The sequence below is a fragment of the [Lactobacillus] rogosae genome, assembly GCA_900112995.1.
Classification (GTDB): domain Bacteria; phylum Bacillota; class Clostridia; order Lachnospirales; family Lachnospiraceae; genus Lachnospira; species Lachnospira rogosae.
Map to the genome: position 1 here is coordinate 39,302 of FONU01000018.1, position 19,091 is coordinate 58,392.

Annotated in this window: 16 protein-coding genes and 1 tRNA gene; 13 read left to right on the forward strand and 4 right to left on the reverse strand. The window is 35.8% G+C overall.

The features are described from left to right. Positions 1–29 precede the first annotated feature (29 nt). The 4 genes from BM157_RS08940 (at position 30) to BM157_RS08955 (ending at position 5,600) form a co-directional block, all read left to right on the forward strand. Complete coding sequence (locus BM157_RS08940) at positions 30–725, forward strand: response regulator transcription factor (protein WP_318255889.1); 696 nt, start codon at positions 30–32, stop codon at positions 723–725. 16 nt (positions 726–741) lie between these two features. Continuing rightward, positions 742–1,926, forward strand: coding sequence for a sensor histidine kinase (locus BM157_RS08945; RefSeq protein WP_090140776.1), 1,185 nt, complete (start codon positions 742–744; stop codon positions 1,924–1,926). Between the two features lie 147 nt (positions 1,927–2,073). Then, entirely contained in the window at positions 2,074–2,754 is a 681-nt protein-coding gene (locus BM157_RS08950) for an ABC transporter ATP-binding protein (protein WP_318255890.1), read from the forward strand. Then, positions 2,751–5,600, forward strand: a complete 2,850-nt coding sequence (locus BM157_RS08955; RefSeq protein WP_090140781.1) for an FtsX-like permease family protein — start codon at positions 2,751–2,753, stop codon at positions 5,598–5,600. Before BM157_RS08950 ends, BM157_RS08955 begins: the two co-directional genes overlap by 4 nt. 54 nt (positions 5,601–5,654) lie before the next feature. On the opposite strand, the gene BM157_RS08960 is transcribed toward BM157_RS08955, so the two are convergent. The 3 genes from BM157_RS08960 to BM157_RS08970 all read right to left on the reverse strand — a co-directional run bounded on the left by BM157_RS08960 (position 5,655) and on the right by BM157_RS08970 (position 7,842). Beyond that, positions 5,655–5,736 (reverse strand) — tRNA-Leu (locus BM157_RS08960). 41 nt (positions 5,737–5,777) lie between these two features. After that, on the reverse strand, positions 5,778–7,013 hold the full coding sequence (locus BM157_RS08965) for a glycosyltransferase (protein WP_318255891.1): 1,236 nt from the start codon (positions 7,011–7,013) through the stop codon (positions 5,778–5,780). A 10-nt stretch (positions 7,014–7,023) separates the two neighbouring features. After that, on the reverse strand, positions 7,024–7,842 hold the full coding sequence (locus BM157_RS08970) for an Mrp/NBP35 family ATP-binding protein (RefSeq protein WP_055176539.1): 819 nt from the start codon (positions 7,840–7,842) through the stop codon (positions 7,024–7,026). Positions 7,843–8,220: 378 nt separating this feature from the next. Here BM157_RS08970 and BM157_RS08975 point away from each other — a divergent pair, with 378 nt between their 5' ends. From BM157_RS08975 to BM157_RS09000, 6 genes are all read left to right on the forward strand, one after another. Then, positions 8,221–8,592 carry a GntR family transcriptional regulator gene (locus tag BM157_RS08975; RefSeq protein ID WP_022501336.1) on the forward strand — a complete coding sequence of 124 codons (372 nt, stop codon included), beginning with the start codon at positions 8,221–8,223 and terminating at the stop codon, positions 8,590–8,592. 17 nt (positions 8,593–8,609) lie between these two features. Next, positions 8,610–9,530 (forward strand): ABC transporter ATP-binding protein, encoded by a 921-nt coding sequence (locus BM157_RS08980; protein ID WP_022501335.1) that lies wholly within the window; start codon positions 8,610–8,612, stop codon positions 9,528–9,530. Beyond that, entirely contained in the window at positions 9,517–11,679 is a 2,163-nt protein-coding gene (locus BM157_RS08985; RefSeq protein ID WP_090140785.1) for an ABC transporter permease, read from the forward strand. The genes BM157_RS08980 and BM157_RS08985 overlap by 14 nt, the downstream gene beginning before the upstream one ends. A gap of 325 nt (positions 11,680–12,004) precedes the next feature. Beyond that, positions 12,005–12,874, forward strand: coding sequence for an NUDIX hydrolase (locus BM157_RS08990; RefSeq protein WP_070101528.1), 870 nt, complete (start codon positions 12,005–12,007; stop codon positions 12,872–12,874). A 30-nt stretch (positions 12,875–12,904) separates the two neighbouring features. After that, entirely contained in the window at positions 12,905–14,143 is a 1,239-nt protein-coding gene (pncB, locus tag BM157_RS08995; RefSeq protein ID WP_055176532.1) for a nicotinate phosphoribosyltransferase, read from the forward strand. Between the two features lie 42 nt (positions 14,144–14,185). Further along, positions 14,186–15,049, forward strand: a complete 864-nt coding sequence (locus BM157_RS09000) for an aldose 1-epimerase family protein (protein WP_055307199.1) — start codon at positions 14,186–14,188, stop codon at positions 15,047–15,049. 3 nt (positions 15,050–15,052) lie between these two features. On the opposite strand, the gene BM157_RS09005 is transcribed toward BM157_RS09000, so the two are convergent. Continuing rightward, positions 15,053–15,874, reverse strand: a complete 822-nt coding sequence (locus tag BM157_RS09005; protein WP_172678529.1) for a polysaccharide deacetylase family protein — start codon at positions 15,872–15,874, stop codon at positions 15,053–15,055. A gap of 237 nt (positions 15,875–16,111) precedes the next feature. On the opposite strand from BM157_RS09005, the gene glnA reads away from it, so the two are divergent. The 3 genes from glnA (at position 16,112) to dapF (ending at position 19,068) form a co-directional block, all read left to right on the forward strand. After that, on the forward strand, positions 16,112–17,443 hold the full coding sequence (gene glnA / locus BM157_RS09010; protein WP_055307198.1) for a type I glutamate--ammonia ligase: 1,332 nt from the start codon (positions 16,112–16,114) through the stop codon (positions 17,441–17,443). 27 nt (positions 17,444–17,470) lie between these two features. Further along, positions 17,471–18,025: an ANTAR domain-containing response regulator gene (locus BM157_RS09015; RefSeq protein WP_055176523.1), complete on the forward strand. Its 555-nt coding sequence runs from the start codon at positions 17,471–17,473 to the stop codon at positions 18,023–18,025. Between the two features lie 101 nt (positions 18,026–18,126). After that, positions 18,127–19,068, forward strand: coding sequence for a diaminopimelate epimerase (gene dapF, locus BM157_RS09020; RefSeq protein WP_022501327.1), 942 nt, complete (start codon positions 18,127–18,129; stop codon positions 19,066–19,068). Positions 19,069–19,091 lie beyond the last annotated feature (23 nt).

Genomic DNA, 19,091 nt, shown 5'->3' on the forward strand with positions numbered 1-19,091 from the left:
TTACAATTATTACAATGTTAAGAGAATTAGTGAGAGTAAAAGAGGTGGTGTTAGTGTACAGGATAATGATTGTGGAAGATGACAGGGAATTAAGGGAGACATTAAAGGAACTGCTTATCTTAAAGAATTATGACGTTATAACGTCGGGAAGTGTTAAAGAATTTGATGAGCATACGGATATATATGATATGTATCTGCTTGATGTGAAGCTTCCTGATGGTGATGGGTTTGACATTTGTGAAAGAATAAGACATAACAGCGATGCACCGATTATATTTATTACCTCGTGCGATGATGAGGAATCTATTATAAAAGGGCTTGATATGGGCGGAGATGACTATGTGACGAAACCATTTCATAATGCGGTGCTGTTATCAAGAATAAGTGCCAATCTGCGAAGAAGAGATATGAATTCAGGTGATGTCTATAATAAAGGAAGCCTGTCAGTGCATTTTGACCAGTATAAGCTTTATCGTGACGGCAAAGAGCTTAAGCTATCATCAAATGAATGGGATATTATAAAGATATTGATTGAGAATAAAGGCAGGGTTGTAAGGCGTGATGTGTTCTTTGACAGACTGTGGGATATGCACGGCAATTATGTGGAATATAACACACTGACAGTTACAATGAGCAGATTAAAAGCAAAGCTTGGAACATTCTCAGATGAGCATATTCCATATATTGAAACAATAAGAAATGTAGGATACCGCTGGATAGTATAAAAAGAGGGGGAAAGCTATGGGAATAGTTAGAATTACAGAAGAAGATGTTAAGAAAAACGTAAGAAATTATAGAATAAAACAGACATTTTTCGTGTTAGGAGTAATGGCTGTAAGTGTGATTATAATAGTGTCGTTAATTGTATATTATAATATTAAACAAAGGGCTCTTGTTGGAGCTCTTTATTTGTCAGATGAGAATTCGGCAGTACAGCTTGTTAATAACCTGATGTATCTTAATATTAATAAGTATACGTTACAGGCAGGCTCTGATGCAATGCTTGAGGCAGGATATTCAGCTAAAGGCTACACATATTTATTAAGGATAAATGGAGAGCTTGTAAGTTATATTGTAATAGCTTTAATACTTGCTGTAATTCTTATATACGGTCTTATCAGCTGTTATAAGATTGGCAAGAAAGATTATATGGGACAGATTAAGCTGATTGCAGGAAAGAATGTTGCTTTGAAGGACGAGCTTAATAAAGAACACGAATATAATAAAATACAATATAAGAAAATGCAGGAGTTTGTTGAGAATATAGCACACCAGATTAAGACACCGCTGTCTGTAATTACAATGAAGCTTGAGATGATACAGGAATTATGCGGCATTAATGAAGATATATGCAGACTGATAACAGATTGTACGAAGAATACATTTAAAATTAAGATGTTTATTAAGAAATTACTAGACATAAGCCGTATAGAGTCAGGAAAAATCACACTTTCATCAGATGAGATAGTTATTGATTATATAGTTGAGGAGAGTGTGGAGTGCGCGGTTGATGATAAGCAGAAAGTGTCGGTTAATTATGGCAATGAAGACAGACATAGAAAGATGTATGCAGATGAGGGCTGGCTTTTAGAGGCGTTGATTAATGTTATAAGTAACTGTTATGAACATATTAACCAGAAGAAGGATGGTATGGTCTATATAGATATAAGCAGTAATTCAGAGGTATGTATGATAACTATATCTGATAATGGAGATGGAATACAGGATTGTGATATAGCAGGAATATTTGACAGATTTATGAGCAGGAAAAGTCAGGACGAATTCCACGCAGGAATAGGACTTAACCTGTCGAAACTTATAATAGAAGCACACCACGGAAATATAAGGGCAGGCAATAGTGACAAGTATGGAGGGGCACAATTTAAAATAATACTGCCATTATATAAATTTAAGGGCAAATTGTAAGTTGTATGTAAGTCGTGCAATATATAATACAGTCATAGCAATAAATAATAAATGTACAACAGTTAGTAATCAGACAGGCAGCAGTACATTAAGCAGTGATGAAGTACAGCGGACAAGCCTGATAACAAAAGATAAGGAGGTGTGAAGATGGAATACATATTGAAAGCAGAGGGTATATGCAGAACCTATCATACTGGAACAGTTGAGGTACACGCATTGAAAAAATGCAACATTAATATTAAGAAAGGTGAATTTACCGCAATAGTAGGAAAGAGCGGTTCGGGTAAATCGACACTCTTGAGAATATTAGGAACGCTTGATAAGCCAGATGAGGGAAATGTATGTATAGATGGCATTAATATAGCTGAACTTAAGGATAAGCAGTTATCAAAGTTCAGACGTGAGAATATCGGATATATATATCAGGATTACAGCCTTATACCAGAATATACTGCGTATGAGAATATAGTCCTGCCATTAATTCTTGACAATAAAGACATTGACGGGGACGAAGTAAGGGAATTGATGAGTTCGTTGCAGATAGAATATTGTTATGAGAAATATCCGTATGAGATGTCAGGGGGTGAGCAGCAGAGGGTGGCAATAGCAAGGGCATTGATTAATCATCCGGCTGTTGTATATGCTGATGAACCAACTGGTAATCTTGATGCAGGAAGTTCAGAAAATGTAGCTGCAATGCTTGCATTAGCGGCAAGTAAATACCGCCAGACGATTATTATGGTAACACACGATAAGCAGATGGCTGGATATGCAGACAGGGTATTGAGTATTGTAGATGGAAATGTATCATCGGAGGTGAACGTATGAACATAGAATTGCTGGAATACTGCCTCAAAGGACTGCGTAAAAGGTGGAAAGAAGTATTAAGAACTTCGATTGTGATATTTATAGCCTTTACATTTGTAGCTGGAACACTTATATTCCAGAGCAATATGTATAAATGGCAGATACAGTCAGCTAAGAGCCGTTTTGGAAGCTGGTATGTAATGTATGAGGGCTCAGTCAAGGCTGAAAATAATGATTTGAAAAATCATCCGTATCTTGGAACTGCCGGTCTGGCACAGGTTAATAATTATGTATATAATTCGGTGGGAAAGACTGATATAAGTATTGGCACGTTGTCAGACAGATTTATTGAGATAGGTAATATAAAGCTTAATAAAGGAAGAATGCCAGCAAAGGATAATGAGATTGCAGTTGAGTGGAGTACACTTATAAAGCTTGAACAGGGCAGTGATATTGGACAGGATATAGTTATTGATACATATCTGAATGGAACTTCTGATAAATTAACTAAGACATATAAGCTTGTTGGAATACTTAACAGTTACACAGATGTGTGGCAGGGCGGTGATAAGCTTCCAGGTATCATTGTAACTGAGAGTGAGGGAAAAGCCATTAACAGATATGGCGGCGGTATATTTATTTATCCTATTAATGATTACATCAAAGAGGATTATAGGGATATATACAATGGAATTGAGCAGAAGGTAAGTCCTATATATATTACATATAACAGCAGTGTATATGATTATAAGCCGTGGAAGGATAATTATGTATATAAATATATGTACATAGTTGTTATGATACTTGCCATAGCAGCAATAATATATCAGCTTATATCGTATAATAAAGCAAGAAGCAGGACACGCAGTATTGTTAAGAACATAGGTGCAGGCAATGTACAGATGGCATTTATAATTATAATTGAAAATGCTGTTATATTGATAAGTTCATTGCTGTTATGTCTGATTTTTTCAATAGTTGTAGGGAAAGCGGTATGTATCTTTATTGAACACAAATGTGGTTTTGAGTTCTACTCAATAGATAATAGTGTGTATGTTAATACATTTCTGACATTTATAATAGCTGTAATTATGTGCTGTGTCATCAATATAATTCAATGGAGTAAAAGAAGCAGGGGACAGTCTTACAGGGTTAGAAAGTATAAGAAACCAAGGATACGCAGTAAGTCAATCAATAAGGATAATTATATATGTTACACGCATAAAAGGCTTATGCAGTCGCACGGAGCAGTCCAGAATATACTTACAAGGGTATTTGGCATATTAATGCTAGTAATAATAGTTGTATGTGCTATGAACATATCCGTAACATATAAAAACTATAATAATATCACAAAGAGTTCAGATATAATAGCTTTTAAAAAGGTTGATAAAAAAGGCTATTATAATATTAATTATATATATAACCCTGTTGCAATATGGACCAATGAGATGAAGGAGAAATTCAGTAAAGACAGCAGTTATTTATTAATAGCTAAGCAGAATGGCAAAGTTGATAATGTAACAAAAGAAGAATATTTTCAGAGGTCAAAAAATATACCACAGAACAATGACAGTGGAATAATTTATACATATGGCAATGTGGTTATTGAAAAGTATGCAGATGCCTATATGTATCAGGGAATAGATGAGCACATAATAGATTATATAAAGGGAATATCCGGAATAAAAGATGTGCAGTATTCCTGTTTTGAAACGTCAAGGATGTGGACCTGGGAAGGCTGGAATATACAGGAGGCTAAGTCAGTAAATAATAATTATCTGTATGCGGCTGAGTATGTTGAGCCATCTTATGAAATCTATAATATACTGATAGATTATGCTAAGGATTGCGATTTTAGTTATGAAGATTTCTGTAATGGCGATGCGGTAATTGTATTTGAAGAACCCAATATACATGGAGGGTATGATAGTACAATTGGCAAAGATACGAAGATAAATCTTATGAATTATTGCAGCTTTCCAAAAGGTTCTACATCTTATGACAGTTCTTATGGTGGTGAATATTACGAAAATTTATATGAATATATGTATAATAATGGAATGATAACGGTTAATGATAATTACAAGTCATTTAATGAGGATTATCTTACTTCTGATATAACCACAGAAGAGCTTGATAAAAGGTGCAGGGAAATAATGAATATAGATGAAAATATTCAGGTCAGCAGGTCAGTTGCTGAAGGTATCGTTGGAAATACTATTTTAAATGAATATGAATATGATACTCTTTTTGCACCGGCGGCAGTGACAAGGGCTGCTAATGTAGTCTATGTTAATGATGAAATAAAGGAAAGATTAAAAGAGTATATACCTGAGTATGCCAAATATACGATGGTAGCTTCTAATAAGCTTGGACAACGGGCCGTAGACCGCCAGAATGAATTGCTTAGAAATCTGCTTGGTATGGAAGAATTACCAGAAACAATTACACTTGCAATGAAATACAACCAGATTAATGTAAAGTACAGCTTAGATTCGGTAAATCTTTCTACAGGCAATAATCTGCAATCATATCTTGGACCAGCAGGATTTTCATATTATGTGTATTCAGATGATAAAGATGATGCCAGAAGGGAAGCAATAGTCAATTACATATTATATGGAGTATCTCTGGCGGCAGCAGTATTCGTGTATATAGCAGTATCTCTGGTTATTCTTGTAACGAGAATGAAACAGTATAAAGATATAATACGTGTTATGAGGAATACAGGTGCAGACAGGGAAGTAATAGAGAAAATCTGTATGAAGGAATGTATCGTGTTATCGCTGTGGTGTATAATACTTGCACCAGTAACGCTTGTGGCAGAGTATCTTGTAATACATAAGATAATCAAAGGATACTAAAATATAATTAGAATTAAAGATATAATCAAAATATAAATATTTTAAAATAAAAAATGCGGATGACAGGAATCGAACCTGCACATCGTACGATACTAGAACCTAAATCTAGCGCGTCTGCCAGTTCCGCCACATCCGCAAGCGAATACTACTTTAACATATAATAAAAAAATAGTCAACTTATCTTAACAGGACCTCTATAATGGAGGCTCTGTTTTTCCAGTCGTGTCTGTTATGGCACAGGCTGTAAGCGTTATCAGCAATAGCCTGAAGCTTATTGTCGTCTGCTAATAATTCTTTAATATAGTCTGTAAGAGGCTTGGTGATATTAAGGTCATACCCGGAAAGCTCATAATCCCTTAACATATTAAGGTCATACAATATTATATTCTGTCTGTCAGTGAATAATTCATCAATATATATAGATGAGTCAGAGAGGCTGACAGCACCATTAAGACAGCTGTTAAATATACGGTCGTGAATGCCATTTTTAAACCAGGGCATTACATTAAGTGATATTTTGGACTGGCTTATCATATCAAGGCATTTCTGGGAATTAACACCGCCGTGCATAATGATATTCTCAGGGTGGTTACATTCTATATAATTATAGCCGGCACCATATGTATTAAGCTTTATTCCAGAGTCTGCAAGCATACGAATAACAAGCTGTCTGTAGTGAAATCTTACAGAAAGGTCAACATACATCATTGGCGGCATACAGTTGGCGAGCTGTTCATCAGTTATTTCTGGAAATTCTTCTTTAAGACACATTTCTGAGAGCTCATCAATAGTAAGATCTGGTGACATAATAAGGCGTTCTAAGGCACTTTCATAGAAATCAATATAATCCTGTTCCATATTATTAAGCTGCTTTCTTAGAATATGCTTAGGAGTGTAATTGCCTGTAAATATTACATCGATTGGACGTTGGCACATTGGCAGGTAATCATAATCTTTAATAAGCTTTCTGTGTTTATTGAGCTCGGTTCCGGCAGATGGGATAAAATATACATCAACATCGGGAAAGAAGCGTTTCATATAATCAATATGCATATGGTCAATATTGACCTGACGATAATGTTCAGGCAGAGCTTTAAGAAACTGATTGTAATATAAAGGGTGGTCAACAACGATATTAATAACTGTAACACCAGAATAGTCCCAGAAGTTCCAGCCATCATTGTTATATAACCCTTCTTCGCCCTCAAGTCCCTCAAAGTTAAAGGTAATTGCATAGAGCTGTTCATTGCAGTGATTATTATAATAGTGCATAAGCTTATTAAAGCTGTTCTTTGATAAAAGCAGGTTGTACCAGAATATTTCGTATCCCTTGCTTTCTAAATATTCAGCTATTTCAACAGAGAAGAACTCAAGTGTTTCAACTCCACCTTTAAACATTATTATCCTTTTCATAATATAATCCTTAAATATCTTTGAATATAGTATCAAGTGCAGAGGCATCAAGCTCCTCAGCACGTCCTGCATCGATATATTCAGCAACGTGTGGGTCTATAGGCATTTTAGCAACATTTTTAATGCCCATATCTTCGGCAACCTTATCAATATTGCTTTTTCCGTAAATGTAGTGGATATTGCCACAGTCAGGACATTTGAAATATGACATATTCTCTACAATTCCGATAACAGGAATATCCATCATCTTAGCCATATTAACAGCCTTTTCAACAATCATAGATACGAGATCCTGAGGTGATGTTACAACAACAATTCCGTCAACCGGGAGTGTCTGGAATACAGTAAGTGGAACATCGCCAGTTCCCGGTGGGCAGTCGATGAACATACAGTCTGTATCTTCCCAGGCTACTTCTTCCCAGAACTGCTTAACAGCACTGGCGATAACAGGACCTCTCCATATAACAGGGTCGGTTTCGTTATCAAGAAGATAGTTAAGTGACATAGTCTTGATACCTGTGCGGGTTTCTGGTGGGTATATTATTGTACCTTCTTCATTGCAGGTTGCCTTGCCTGAAAGACCAAAAGATTTAGGGATAGATGGTCCTGTTATATCAGCATCAAGAATGGCAGTTTTAAGACCAGACTGGCGTGCTTTAACCGCAAGAAGTGAAGTTACAAGTGACTTTCCGACACCGCCCTTACCACTGACAACAGCTATAACTTTCTTTACATTTTTATTATTATCATTTCTTGAGTTCTGTGGTGCTGTTCTTTCGCTGCAGTCAGAACCGCAGCTTGAACAGTTATGTGAACATGCTTCGCTCATTAGATAATCCTCCTGTATTAATAATTGTTAATAATGTGAGTGTCAGGGGCATAAACAGCGGTTTCTTAGTGTAGAAAAGTGTATTTACCTGTGACACGTCATAATTAAAACTATTGTAGCATAATTTAAGTGTTAATCAAAGAGGAAGATGTTATGCAAATATACTAATTAATTTCATATTGACAAAATTCAAGGTATATAATATATTAATCATAACAACTGTACTAATTAATATAGTACAGTTAATACATTGCAATGGATAACTGGTATAGAATACTGGTAGTAATTATAAGATCTATAAGACTTATGATAGTTAATAACAATTATAGATAAATTATAATCAATACGAATTAAACATTAGAAAGGATTGGTAATACGATGTTCGTTATAGATGTCATGTCGCGAGTGCCTGTATATGAACAGATTATAAATCAGGTTGAGGAGCAGATAATGACTGGAATTCTTAAAGAGGGAGATAAAATGCCATCTGTAAGAAGTCTGTCAGTTAAACTGTCAACTAATCCTAATACAATTCAGAAAGCGTATTCAGAGCTGGACAGAAGACAGATGATAGTCACAGTTCCGGGTAAAGGGTCATTTATATCGCCTGACGCACTTGAAGCTTTGGGAGTTAATGTAAGGGAGAAGCTTCCTAAGTTAAACCAGATTGTAAGGGAGCTTGCATTAGCAGGTATTTCTAAAGATGAGATTATTGAAAATGTTAATAAGGTATATGAAGAAATAGAATAAATAAGGGAGGGCTTGTGATGATTAAGGTTAAGGAAGTCAGCAAGAATTTTGAAGACTTTGTTGCACTTGATAATATTACTTGTAACATCAGTGACGGCTGTATATACGGAATGGTCGGCTCTAATGGTGCAGGAAAGTCAACATTTTTAAGAGTTCTTGCAGGTATATATAAGCCGGAAAAGGGTGAGGCATATATAGATGATGCCCCAATATATGAAAATCCTAAGATTAAGGAAAATGTAGTTCTTGTGGCAGATGAATTATTCTTTCTGCCAGGTACGAATATGAATAAAATGGCAAAGCTGTATGCATCAATATATGAAAAGTTCGATTGGGAAAGATTTAATAAGCTTACAGAGCTTTTCGAGTTAAATCCAGCAAAGCCAATAGGTAATTTTTCTAAAGGAATGAAAAGACAGGCGGCTATTATACTGGCATTGTCTACAAGGGCAAAGTATATGTTCTTTGATGAGACATTTGACGGGCTTGACCCTGTTATGAGAAATCTTGTTAAAAAGCTTATATGCAATGATGTTATTGAATATAATGCAACTGTTATTGTGACTTCACATTCATTAAGGGAGCTTGAGGATATATGTGACCATCTTGCATTACTGCACAGAGGAGGTCTTGTACTTGACAGTGACGTGCTTGAATTAAAGACATCACAGTTTAAAATTCAGGTTGCATTCAGGAATGAATTCTCAAGAAGTACATTTGATGAATTTAACATAATAAGATACAGACAGGAAGGTTCTGTTGCCAATATGATTATTAATGGCGACAGGGATACAACTGTTGAGAAGCTTAGTAAGTTAAATCCGCTTGTTCTTGATGTGCTTCCGCTTACATTAGAAGAAGTATTTACTTATGAGATGGAAGCGTTAGGTTATGAATTTGATACAGCATTGGAGGTGGAACTTGATGGACAATACTAATAATAAAAATGTATTTAGTTTAAAGCTGTTCTGGCAGACAGTAATACAGTTAAAGGTGATTGGATTTATATCTTTAGCAGTTGTGGCATTTGTATCAGGATTTCCAATTATCATAGAAGGACTTAATATTAAAAAAATGATAAATGCCGCTAATGCTGCGGCAGAGAGTGGCACAGAAGTTATTAATATGTCATCGCCTTATACATCATTGGTGTCACCGATATCATCACAAGGAGTGCTGCTGATTGTTGTATTGGTTATTACACCGATACTTGCTCTTTATGCGTGGTCATTTCTTAATAAAAGAAGTACAAGTGATTTCTACCATTCACTTCCGTACAAAAGAAAGGCATTATTTATAAGTAAGTTCGCTGCAGTTACATTCTGGCAGGCAGTATCAATGTTGACAGCTTTTGTGGCAAGCTTTATAGGCTACCACATTTTTAGGAACTATTTTATAGTTGATTACGGTGTAACAATTCATATATATGTTGCAGAATTTATATGTGCACTTCTTTGCAGTGCGGCAATTGCACTAGCTTGTTCAATAACAGGTAATATATTCAGCAATATATGTGTGTCAGGACTTATAGTATTTCTACCAAGATTTATTATACTGCTTATCGCAAGTACAGTTACAGATTCAGTTGCTACAGCGACTATGGAATGTCCTGTGTGGATACTTGATAATTCTTATAATATGCTTACAGCACAGGTATTTGGTGCATTTGAACCTTTATATATTACATCGTCAAGTGTTCCACAGATGCTTTTGTCGATCGCCTCTAATATATACACACTGGTTCTTGCAGTTATTTATATTGTTCTTGGCTGTGTACTGTTTACTAAGAGAAAGAGTGAGACAGCAGGTAAGCCGGCACCCGGCTGGAAGTTACAGTTTGCAATAAGAACTGCAATCGGTTTTGTTATAAGTGTTCTTGGAGTTATGCTTTATATAAGGGAAAAGCGTGGTGGTTACAGAGGATATTTTCTTGAATATATAGTGGTTTCATTTGTGGTGGCTGCATTTGTTGTAATAATATATGAAGTCATATCAAGCAGGAAACTTCACAGAATAATAAAAGCAATGCCTTCAATTATTCTGGCTTACGTCCTTGCGGCAGTATTTGGAGTGATTGTTAATGCAGGAATTGGGCAGATGCTTTCGTACGTTCCAGATACTTCAAAGGTAAAGTATGTAAAGATGTCAATTGTAAACGACAATATGTTGTCATACAGTTATTCAGAAGAAAAAGATTATTTTGAGGATATATTAGGCAGACTCAAGATAACAGATGAAGAAGTTATAAAGCTTGTAGCAGACAGTATTGAGGATAATTTACAGAATATACAGGATATCAGTGCAGGTTATTATAATAATGGAAGAAAAAATGAAGAATATATAAAATATAATGTATATATTAAAGACGGCATATTTGGAAGATACAGAAAAGTATTCATTAAGCAGTCAGAGGTTGTTAAGCTTGCTTCCAAGTTCGAGAATATGCAGGATATAAGTAAGGAATATAAGAATCTTCCTGCATTTGAAGATGCCAAGCTTACATTTATGGATAACATAATTACACAGGAAGCTGCCAAGGAAGTGTATGAAACTTTCATTAATGAAATTAACAGTATTCCATTTACACAGTATTATAGCAGTATTAATGATGTTTCATCAAGATACAGAGGTGGTATGCCATATATATACATTTCGTTTACAAGAAATGGAATACCATACTCAGCACAGATATTATTAGGTGATAAGCTTCCTAAGACTTTAAATGCTTATTATAATGCAGTTAATAGGATTGCATCACAGAATATATCACAGACAAGTAATATGCTTAAAAAGTATCTTGATAACTTTGAAAGTAAACGATTGAATAAATCGGACAATGATGATGATTTTACATTGTATATATATTCAATAAAAGACGGCGATTATTATTATATGGACAGCAGTAATATATCAGATATGACTCTTATCAGTGAAATAAGAAAAGCACTTGACAATCCATTTGATAAGACCTTTGATACTGATAAGGTTATATTATCAGTAAGCTATTATGATGAGGATACTTATAATAATGTTAAGTATTATATGCAGCTTAGTGATTATAGTACTTTAAAGTCGTTGGGATATTAATGTTTAACAATTATAATTAAAGAATGATACAATTATAAGAAAGCTATAATTAAATGGTAATTGGGCTGTTACACTAAATGGTGATTTGTATAATATGCAGGCAGAAGGCAGTATGCTTACAGCTGCATAATGTATAGATTAAGTTTAGTGTGACAGCTTTATTTTTATGTTATTGCAGGGAATGGTTATGTAGATAATGAATAAAAAATCGGAGTGGGATAAGACAGGAACGCGGCTGATTAGTAAAAAGTACTGGACATATTAGTACAAAAGTAGTATATATAAAAGTATCAAAAAGCTACTTTTAATAAGAGGTATAGGTTTTATGAGTGAAATTAGCAATAATAATGAGTATATACCAAGAGCTGAAAGAAGAAATAAAGATGGGCTTACAGAAAAGGAGTTTCTTGAACAATATAATCCGGGACACTATGAAAGACCTAGTGTTACGGTTGATATGCTTCTTTTTGGCATGAGCAGGGATTTAAAATGTCTTAAAGTACTTCTTATAAAGCGTAATAATCATCCATATATAGATTGTTATGCACTTCCGGGAGGTTTTGTAAATATAACAGAATCAGCGTATACGGCAGCGTGCAGAGAGCTTGAAGAAGAAACAGGACTTAAAGATATATATATGGAACAGCTCTATACAATGAGCCAGCCGGACAGAGATCCAAGAATGAGGGTTATAGATATAGCGTATATGACACTTATTCCAATTGATGGAATTAAGCCGCAGGCTGGAGATGATGCGAGTGAAGCATTATGGTTTGATATAACATTTAATGATGAGATATTGACATTTGCTAATAAAGAAAAAAATATTACGATTAAATATTCGCTTAAGGAAAAGACATTTAAAAATGGCTGTATCAGCGTGAAGAGTTACATTCCGGAACTTATAAGTTATGAGGCGTTAGCATTTGACCACGCCCAGATTATCCTGGAGGGACTTATGAGATTAAGGAATAAGACACAATATAGTGATGTTGCATTTAATCTTATGCATAAGGAATTCACACTTCCAGATTTGCAGAGAGTGTACGAGATTATACTTGGAAAGCAGTTGTATAAGACAAGTTTTAAAAGAAGTATAAATGATAAAATAAAGTCCGTTAATAAAAAAGGTGTATCAATAACAGGCAATAAATTATCAGAGTTATATGTATACAGTAATGACAGTCAGGAGTAAGTGTAGCAGCACAGGAACGGAGGATTATTTATGAAATTAAATCCAATTATAGTAAGTCTTTTGGAAACAGATATGTACAAGTTCAGTATGGGACAGGCAATTTACCACCAGTTCTCTGATTATAAGACAACCTGGACATTTAAGTGCAGGAATAAAGATGTACATTTTACAGAAGAGATGGTAGAAGAAATCAGAGAGCAGATAAAGCATTTCTGTACTTTAAGATTTACAGAGGACGAGCTTGATTATCTTGAAAATGTTAAGTGGATGAAAGGAAGTTATGTTGATTTCTTAAGATTATGGCAGGCAAGATATGCTGATTTTAAGATTACAACTGATGCAGAATGTGGACTTAGCATAGAAACTTTTGGAACGTGGCTTAATACTTCATTATATGAGATACCAACACTTGCGATTGTCAATGAAGTGTATTTCAGAATGGCATATAATTATGATGAACTTCTTAAGAGCTTTAAGGAAAGATTAAGTGCCAAGGTTGCGGCACTTGAGGCCGATGAGGCTGATGAAGCACAAGGAAAGAATGTATACAGGCTTGGAAGCTTTAGTGAATTCGGACTTAGAAGAAGATTATCATCAGAGGCACAGGAACTTGCGGTTAAGACACTTGCAGAGGCTGACTATAATGGTAATTCTTTGTTCGTAGGAACAAGTAATGTATATCTTGCCAAGAAATATAATCTTACACCTGTTGGAACAATGGCACACGAGTGGATAATGTGTACAGGACAGGGCAACCATAAGCACAATCCGGCATATTCTAACTGGTATGCACTTGATGCCTGGGTAAGGGAATATGGAATTCTTAATGGTATTGCACTTACAGATGCGATAACAACAGACTGCTTCTTAAAGGATTTCCAGCTTACTTATGCAACACTTTTTGGAGGTGTAAGACATGACAGCGGCGACCCATACGAATGGGGAGATAAGATGATTAAGCATTATGAGAGTCTTGGGATAGATGCTGCTAATAAGACATTATTATTCAGTGACAGCCTTGACTTTGACAGGGCTGACAAGCTTTACAGATACTTTAATGCAAAAGCTAAGGTTGCATTTGGAATAGGAACATATATAAGTAATGATACAGATGTTCCGGCACTTAATATAGTAATGAAGACTACTAAATGTAATGGAATGGACGTTGCTAAGATTTCAGATAATCCGGGAAAGGGTATGTGCAAAAATCCAGAATATGTTGAATATCTCCAAAGATGCATAGACTGGAGGATGAATAACGACAGATAATAAGGCAGGTAACTGCAAATAAACATAAGAGAGAGGAAATATATGCAGTATACACTTAGTAATGATAATTTTGAGGTGATTGTAGATAGTAAGGGCTGTGAGATAGTATCAGTTATTAGAAAGAGCGATAATAAGCAGTATATATGGTCAGGACAGCCAGACATATGGAAAAGACATACACCAGTATTATTCCCGCTGGTTGGAAGGTATAAGAACGATACTTCAATATACGAGGGAAAAGAATATCATATGACACAGCATGGTTTTGCAAGAGATATGGAGTTTAGTCTTGTTATGAAGGATAATAGTGCCGTGGTAATGAAACTGGAGTCTGATGAGAACACTAAAGCTGTATATCCTTTTGACTTTGAGTTAAAGATAACACACAGACTGGCAGATAATAATGTCATAACTATATGGGAAGTTGTGAATAAGGATAATAAAGAGATGTATTTCAGCATTGGTGGACATCCGGCTTTTGTGTGTGGTGAAAATGCCATTGGAGCACAGGTAAGATTCGAAACCAAAGAGAATGGAATACAATACCATTTGTTATCAAAGGATGGACTTGTACAGCCAGATATCCATTATATGCCAATCACTAATAAAAATGTGACATTGACAGAGAATTTCTTTGATAAGGATGCTTATATTATTGAGAACAGCGACATAAAATGTGTAAGCCTTTGTAAAGATTGCAAACCGGTTGTTGAGGTTATATTTGATACACCGGTATTTGGATTGTGGTCATCAGCAGGAAAAGGAGTACCTTTTGTGTGCATAGAGCCTTGGTATGGACGTGCTGATGCAGTAGATTTTAACTGCAGGCTTACAGACAGGGAGTGGGGCAATAAGCTTGCAGTTGGGAAAGTGTTCAGCGGTGGTTATAAGATGAGGTTTATGTAACTTTTAATCATTTAATTGTCGTCCGGTACTATCCATATGGAAGTTATCTTTTAAGATAAGCTGTGATATAGGAACAATCTCATACCCTTGCTGTTCAAGATTAGTAAGGACGGTATCGAGTGCATCAGCCGTGAATTTAGCACCGTTGTGCATAAGAATTATAGAGCCGTTGCCAAGTGCTTTGTGCGTGGTGATGGTTTTTATAATGTTTTCAACGCCGTAGTCCTTCCAGTCAAGAGAGTCAACGTCCCATTGTACAGGATAGTGGTTACAGCCATATATAGTATTAATTAGTTCAGAATTATAATCACCATAAGGAGGGCGGAACAGGAAACAGTTGTATCCTGTGAGTTCTTCTATTTTCTGGTGTACAGACATAATTTCCTCTTTCTGTGAGGCAGTATCAAGCTTACTCATCTGTTTGTGGTTCTCGCTGTGATTTCCAAGGTCGTGGCCGCGGCTGTATATCTCTTTAACCATATCAGGATAAGTTGATACCCAGCCTCCCGTCATAAAAAATGTAGTCTTTACATTATGTTTATCTAAAACGTCCAGTATCTGGATAGTATCGTCAGCACCCCACGCAGCATCAAAAGATATCGAAATCTGTTTCTTGTCAGTCTGCACGCAGTATATTGGCAGTGCTTTTTTTCCTGCCTGACAATCACCAGTTATATTACCTCCGCCAATTCCATTAATAACAGCCGAACTATTGGCATATGCACCGTGTTGTGTGAATATTGTCGTGTATATGTAAAAAAAAGTAGCAAGACTAAGAAGTATTATGGAAAGTAATACTGATAATTTGTAATGGCTGATCTTCATTGTAATCCTCATTTCTGTATGATACAGGCACTTATTGTTGGAATATTATATGTTAAAGTCAAAGTTAATATGACGGTTTACATTATTAGTTTTTGACAAAACAATGTATACAAGATAAAGGTAAATGTAGTATATTATCTGTATTGGCGTATTAGTTGAGGGTGCGTAAAATGTGCACTGGTGAATATTATAATAACGCTTATGCTTATCATTTAATCAGGAAAGGAACAGAGTGATATGGGAAAGTATACCAAGCAGGACATATTCAGAATGGTTGAGGAAGAAGATGTTGAATTTATCAGACTTCAGTTTACTGATATGTTCGGAGTTTTGAAAAATGTAGCTATTACATCAAGCCAGTTAGGAAAAGCACTTGATAACAAATGTATGTTTGATGGTTCTTCAGTAGAAGGATTTGTAAGAATTGAAGAGTCGGATATGTATCTTTATCCAGACTATGATACATTTGAGATATTCCCATGGAGACCACAGCAGGGCAAAGTTGCAAGGCTTATATGCGATGTGTATACACCTGATGGTAAGCCATTTGAAGGTGATCCACGCTGGATTCTTAAGAAAGTAATTAAAGAAGCTGAGGATATGGGATATGTATTCGAGGTAGGACCTGAATGTGAATTCTTCCTGTTCCACACAGATGATAACGGACTGCCAACAACACTTTCACACGAGAAAGCTGGATATTTTGATTTAGGTCCAACAGATTTAGGTGAAAATGTAAGACGAGATATGGTGCTTACACTTGAAGATATGGGCTTTGAAATAGAAGCTTCACATCATGAGGTTGCACCAGCACAGCACGAGATTGATTTTAAATATGATGAGGCGTTAAAGACAGCCGATAATATAATGACATTTAAGCTTACAGTAAAGACTATAGCTAAAAGACACGGACTTTATGCAACATTTATGCCAAAGCCAAAGTATGGAATTAATGGCTCAGGTATGCACGTTAATATGTCACTTGCGAAGGATGGAAAGAATATATTTGCTGATGAGAATGACACACTTGGTTTGTCAGAGGATGCATATCATTTTATAGCAGGACTTATGAAGCACGCAAAGGGTATGGCGGCACTTACTAATCCATTAGTCAATTCTTATAAGAGATTAGTTCCGGGTTATGAAGCTCCTGTATATATTGCGTGGTCAGTAACTAACAGAAGTCCGCTTATAAGAATTCCGGCTTCAAGAGGACAGTGTACAAGAGTTGAATTAAGAAATCCAGACCCATCAGCTAATCCATATCTTGTACTTGCAACCTGCCTTGCGGCTGGTCTTGATGGAATTAAGAATAAACTTGAGGTTCCAGCAAGTGTTGACTGTAATATATTTGAGATGACAGATGAAGAAAGAAAGCATGCGGCTATAGAGGTGCTTCCTGAAAGTCTTTATGATGCTGTCAGATATCTTAACGAGGATAAGTTCATATGTGATGTATTAGGAGAACATATTACATCTAAGTACACAGAGGCCAAGTTAAGAGAATGGAACGATTACAAGACACAGGTTACCCAGTGGGAACTTGATGAATACCTTTACAAATTTTAAAAACTGACTGTGATAAGAGGTTAGAATATGTCTACATTAATAGTTGCGTTTCCGAAAATAGAGGAGGCCAAGGCGGTTCGCAGTCTTTTAGTAAGAAGAGGTTATGATGTGGCAGTTCCCTGTACAAGCGGTGCTCAGGCTATCAATCAGGCAGATAATCTGTCAGACGGAATTATAATATGTGGTTATAAGCTGTCTGATAATATGTTGTATTCAGAACTATACGAATACAAGCCAAAGAGTTTTGAAATACTGCTTGTCGCGTCGCAGAATTTGTGGGAGGAATGTCACGACAGCAATGTTGTATGCGTTGCCATGCCGATTAAAGTTAATGATTTATTATCTACAATTGAGATTATGCAGCAATCGCAGATTCGCCGCAGAAGAAAAGCTAGAACCACGCCAAGGCAGAGAAGCCCTGAGGAACAAAAGATAATAGATACTGCAAAGCATATGCTTATGGAAAAGAATAATATGACTGAGCAGGAAGCATTCCGTTATATACAAAAATGCAGTATGGACAGCGGTAATACTATGGTAGAATCGGCGACTATGGTTATGAGTATATTTACGGATGCGTAACACTAAAGATGGGTATTAAAGAAAGATATAGATGTAACAGATTGGTATTATTAATGAAAGATACTGATATATAATTTTATAGTAAGGTGATTGGAGGATATATGGTATTTACAAAAATGCACGGAGCAGGCAATGATTATGTATATGTTGACTGCACTAAAGAAGAATTAGATAATCCAAGTGAGGTTGCAATTAAGGTAAGTGACAGACATACAGGAATAGGCTCGGACGGACTTATCCTTATAAAGTCATCAGATAAGGCTGATTTCTTTATGGAAATGTACAATGCTGACGGCTCACAGGGAAAGATGTGCGGCAATGGCATACGTTGTGTCGGAAAGTATGTATATGATAATGGTCTTACAGATAAGACAACAGTAAATATTGATACACTTGCTGGTATAAAGATACTCGAATTAAATATAGGTACAGACGGAAAGGTCGCAACAGCAAAGGTTAATATGGGATGTCCGGTTCTTGAAGCCGCAGATATTCCGATGGATATAAGTGCATTAAAGGATTATAAAGCTGTATACAAGGATATACTTTCTAACGCCAAGGATACAGGACTTAGCAAAGTTGCAGTAAAGGCACTTAGTGAAGTAACCAACGCCGTTGTAGCAGAAAAGATAGAAGTTAATGGCGGTATATATGAGATAACAGGCGTATCAATGGGTAATCCACACGGAATAGTGTATCTTGATAAAGATATTGATATAAAGAAGTTTGCAATTGAACAAATCGGACCTCATTTTGAAAGCCATATGGCATTTCCAGAAAGAGTTAATACTGAATTCATTCAGGTAGTTGATAGAAAAAATCTTAATATGAGAGTATGGGAGAGAGGCTCAGGGGAAACTCTTGCATGTGGTACTGGTGCTTGTGCAAGCCTTGTGGCGACAGTGCTTAATGGAATGTGTGATATTGATGCAACACTTCATCTTCTTGGCGGAGACCTTAATATAAGCTGGGATACAGAGTCAGGAAATGTGTATATGGAAGGTCCTGCAACAACAGTATTTACAGGTACAATAGAAATTTAGCAGATATTTAAGGAAGTGAGGAA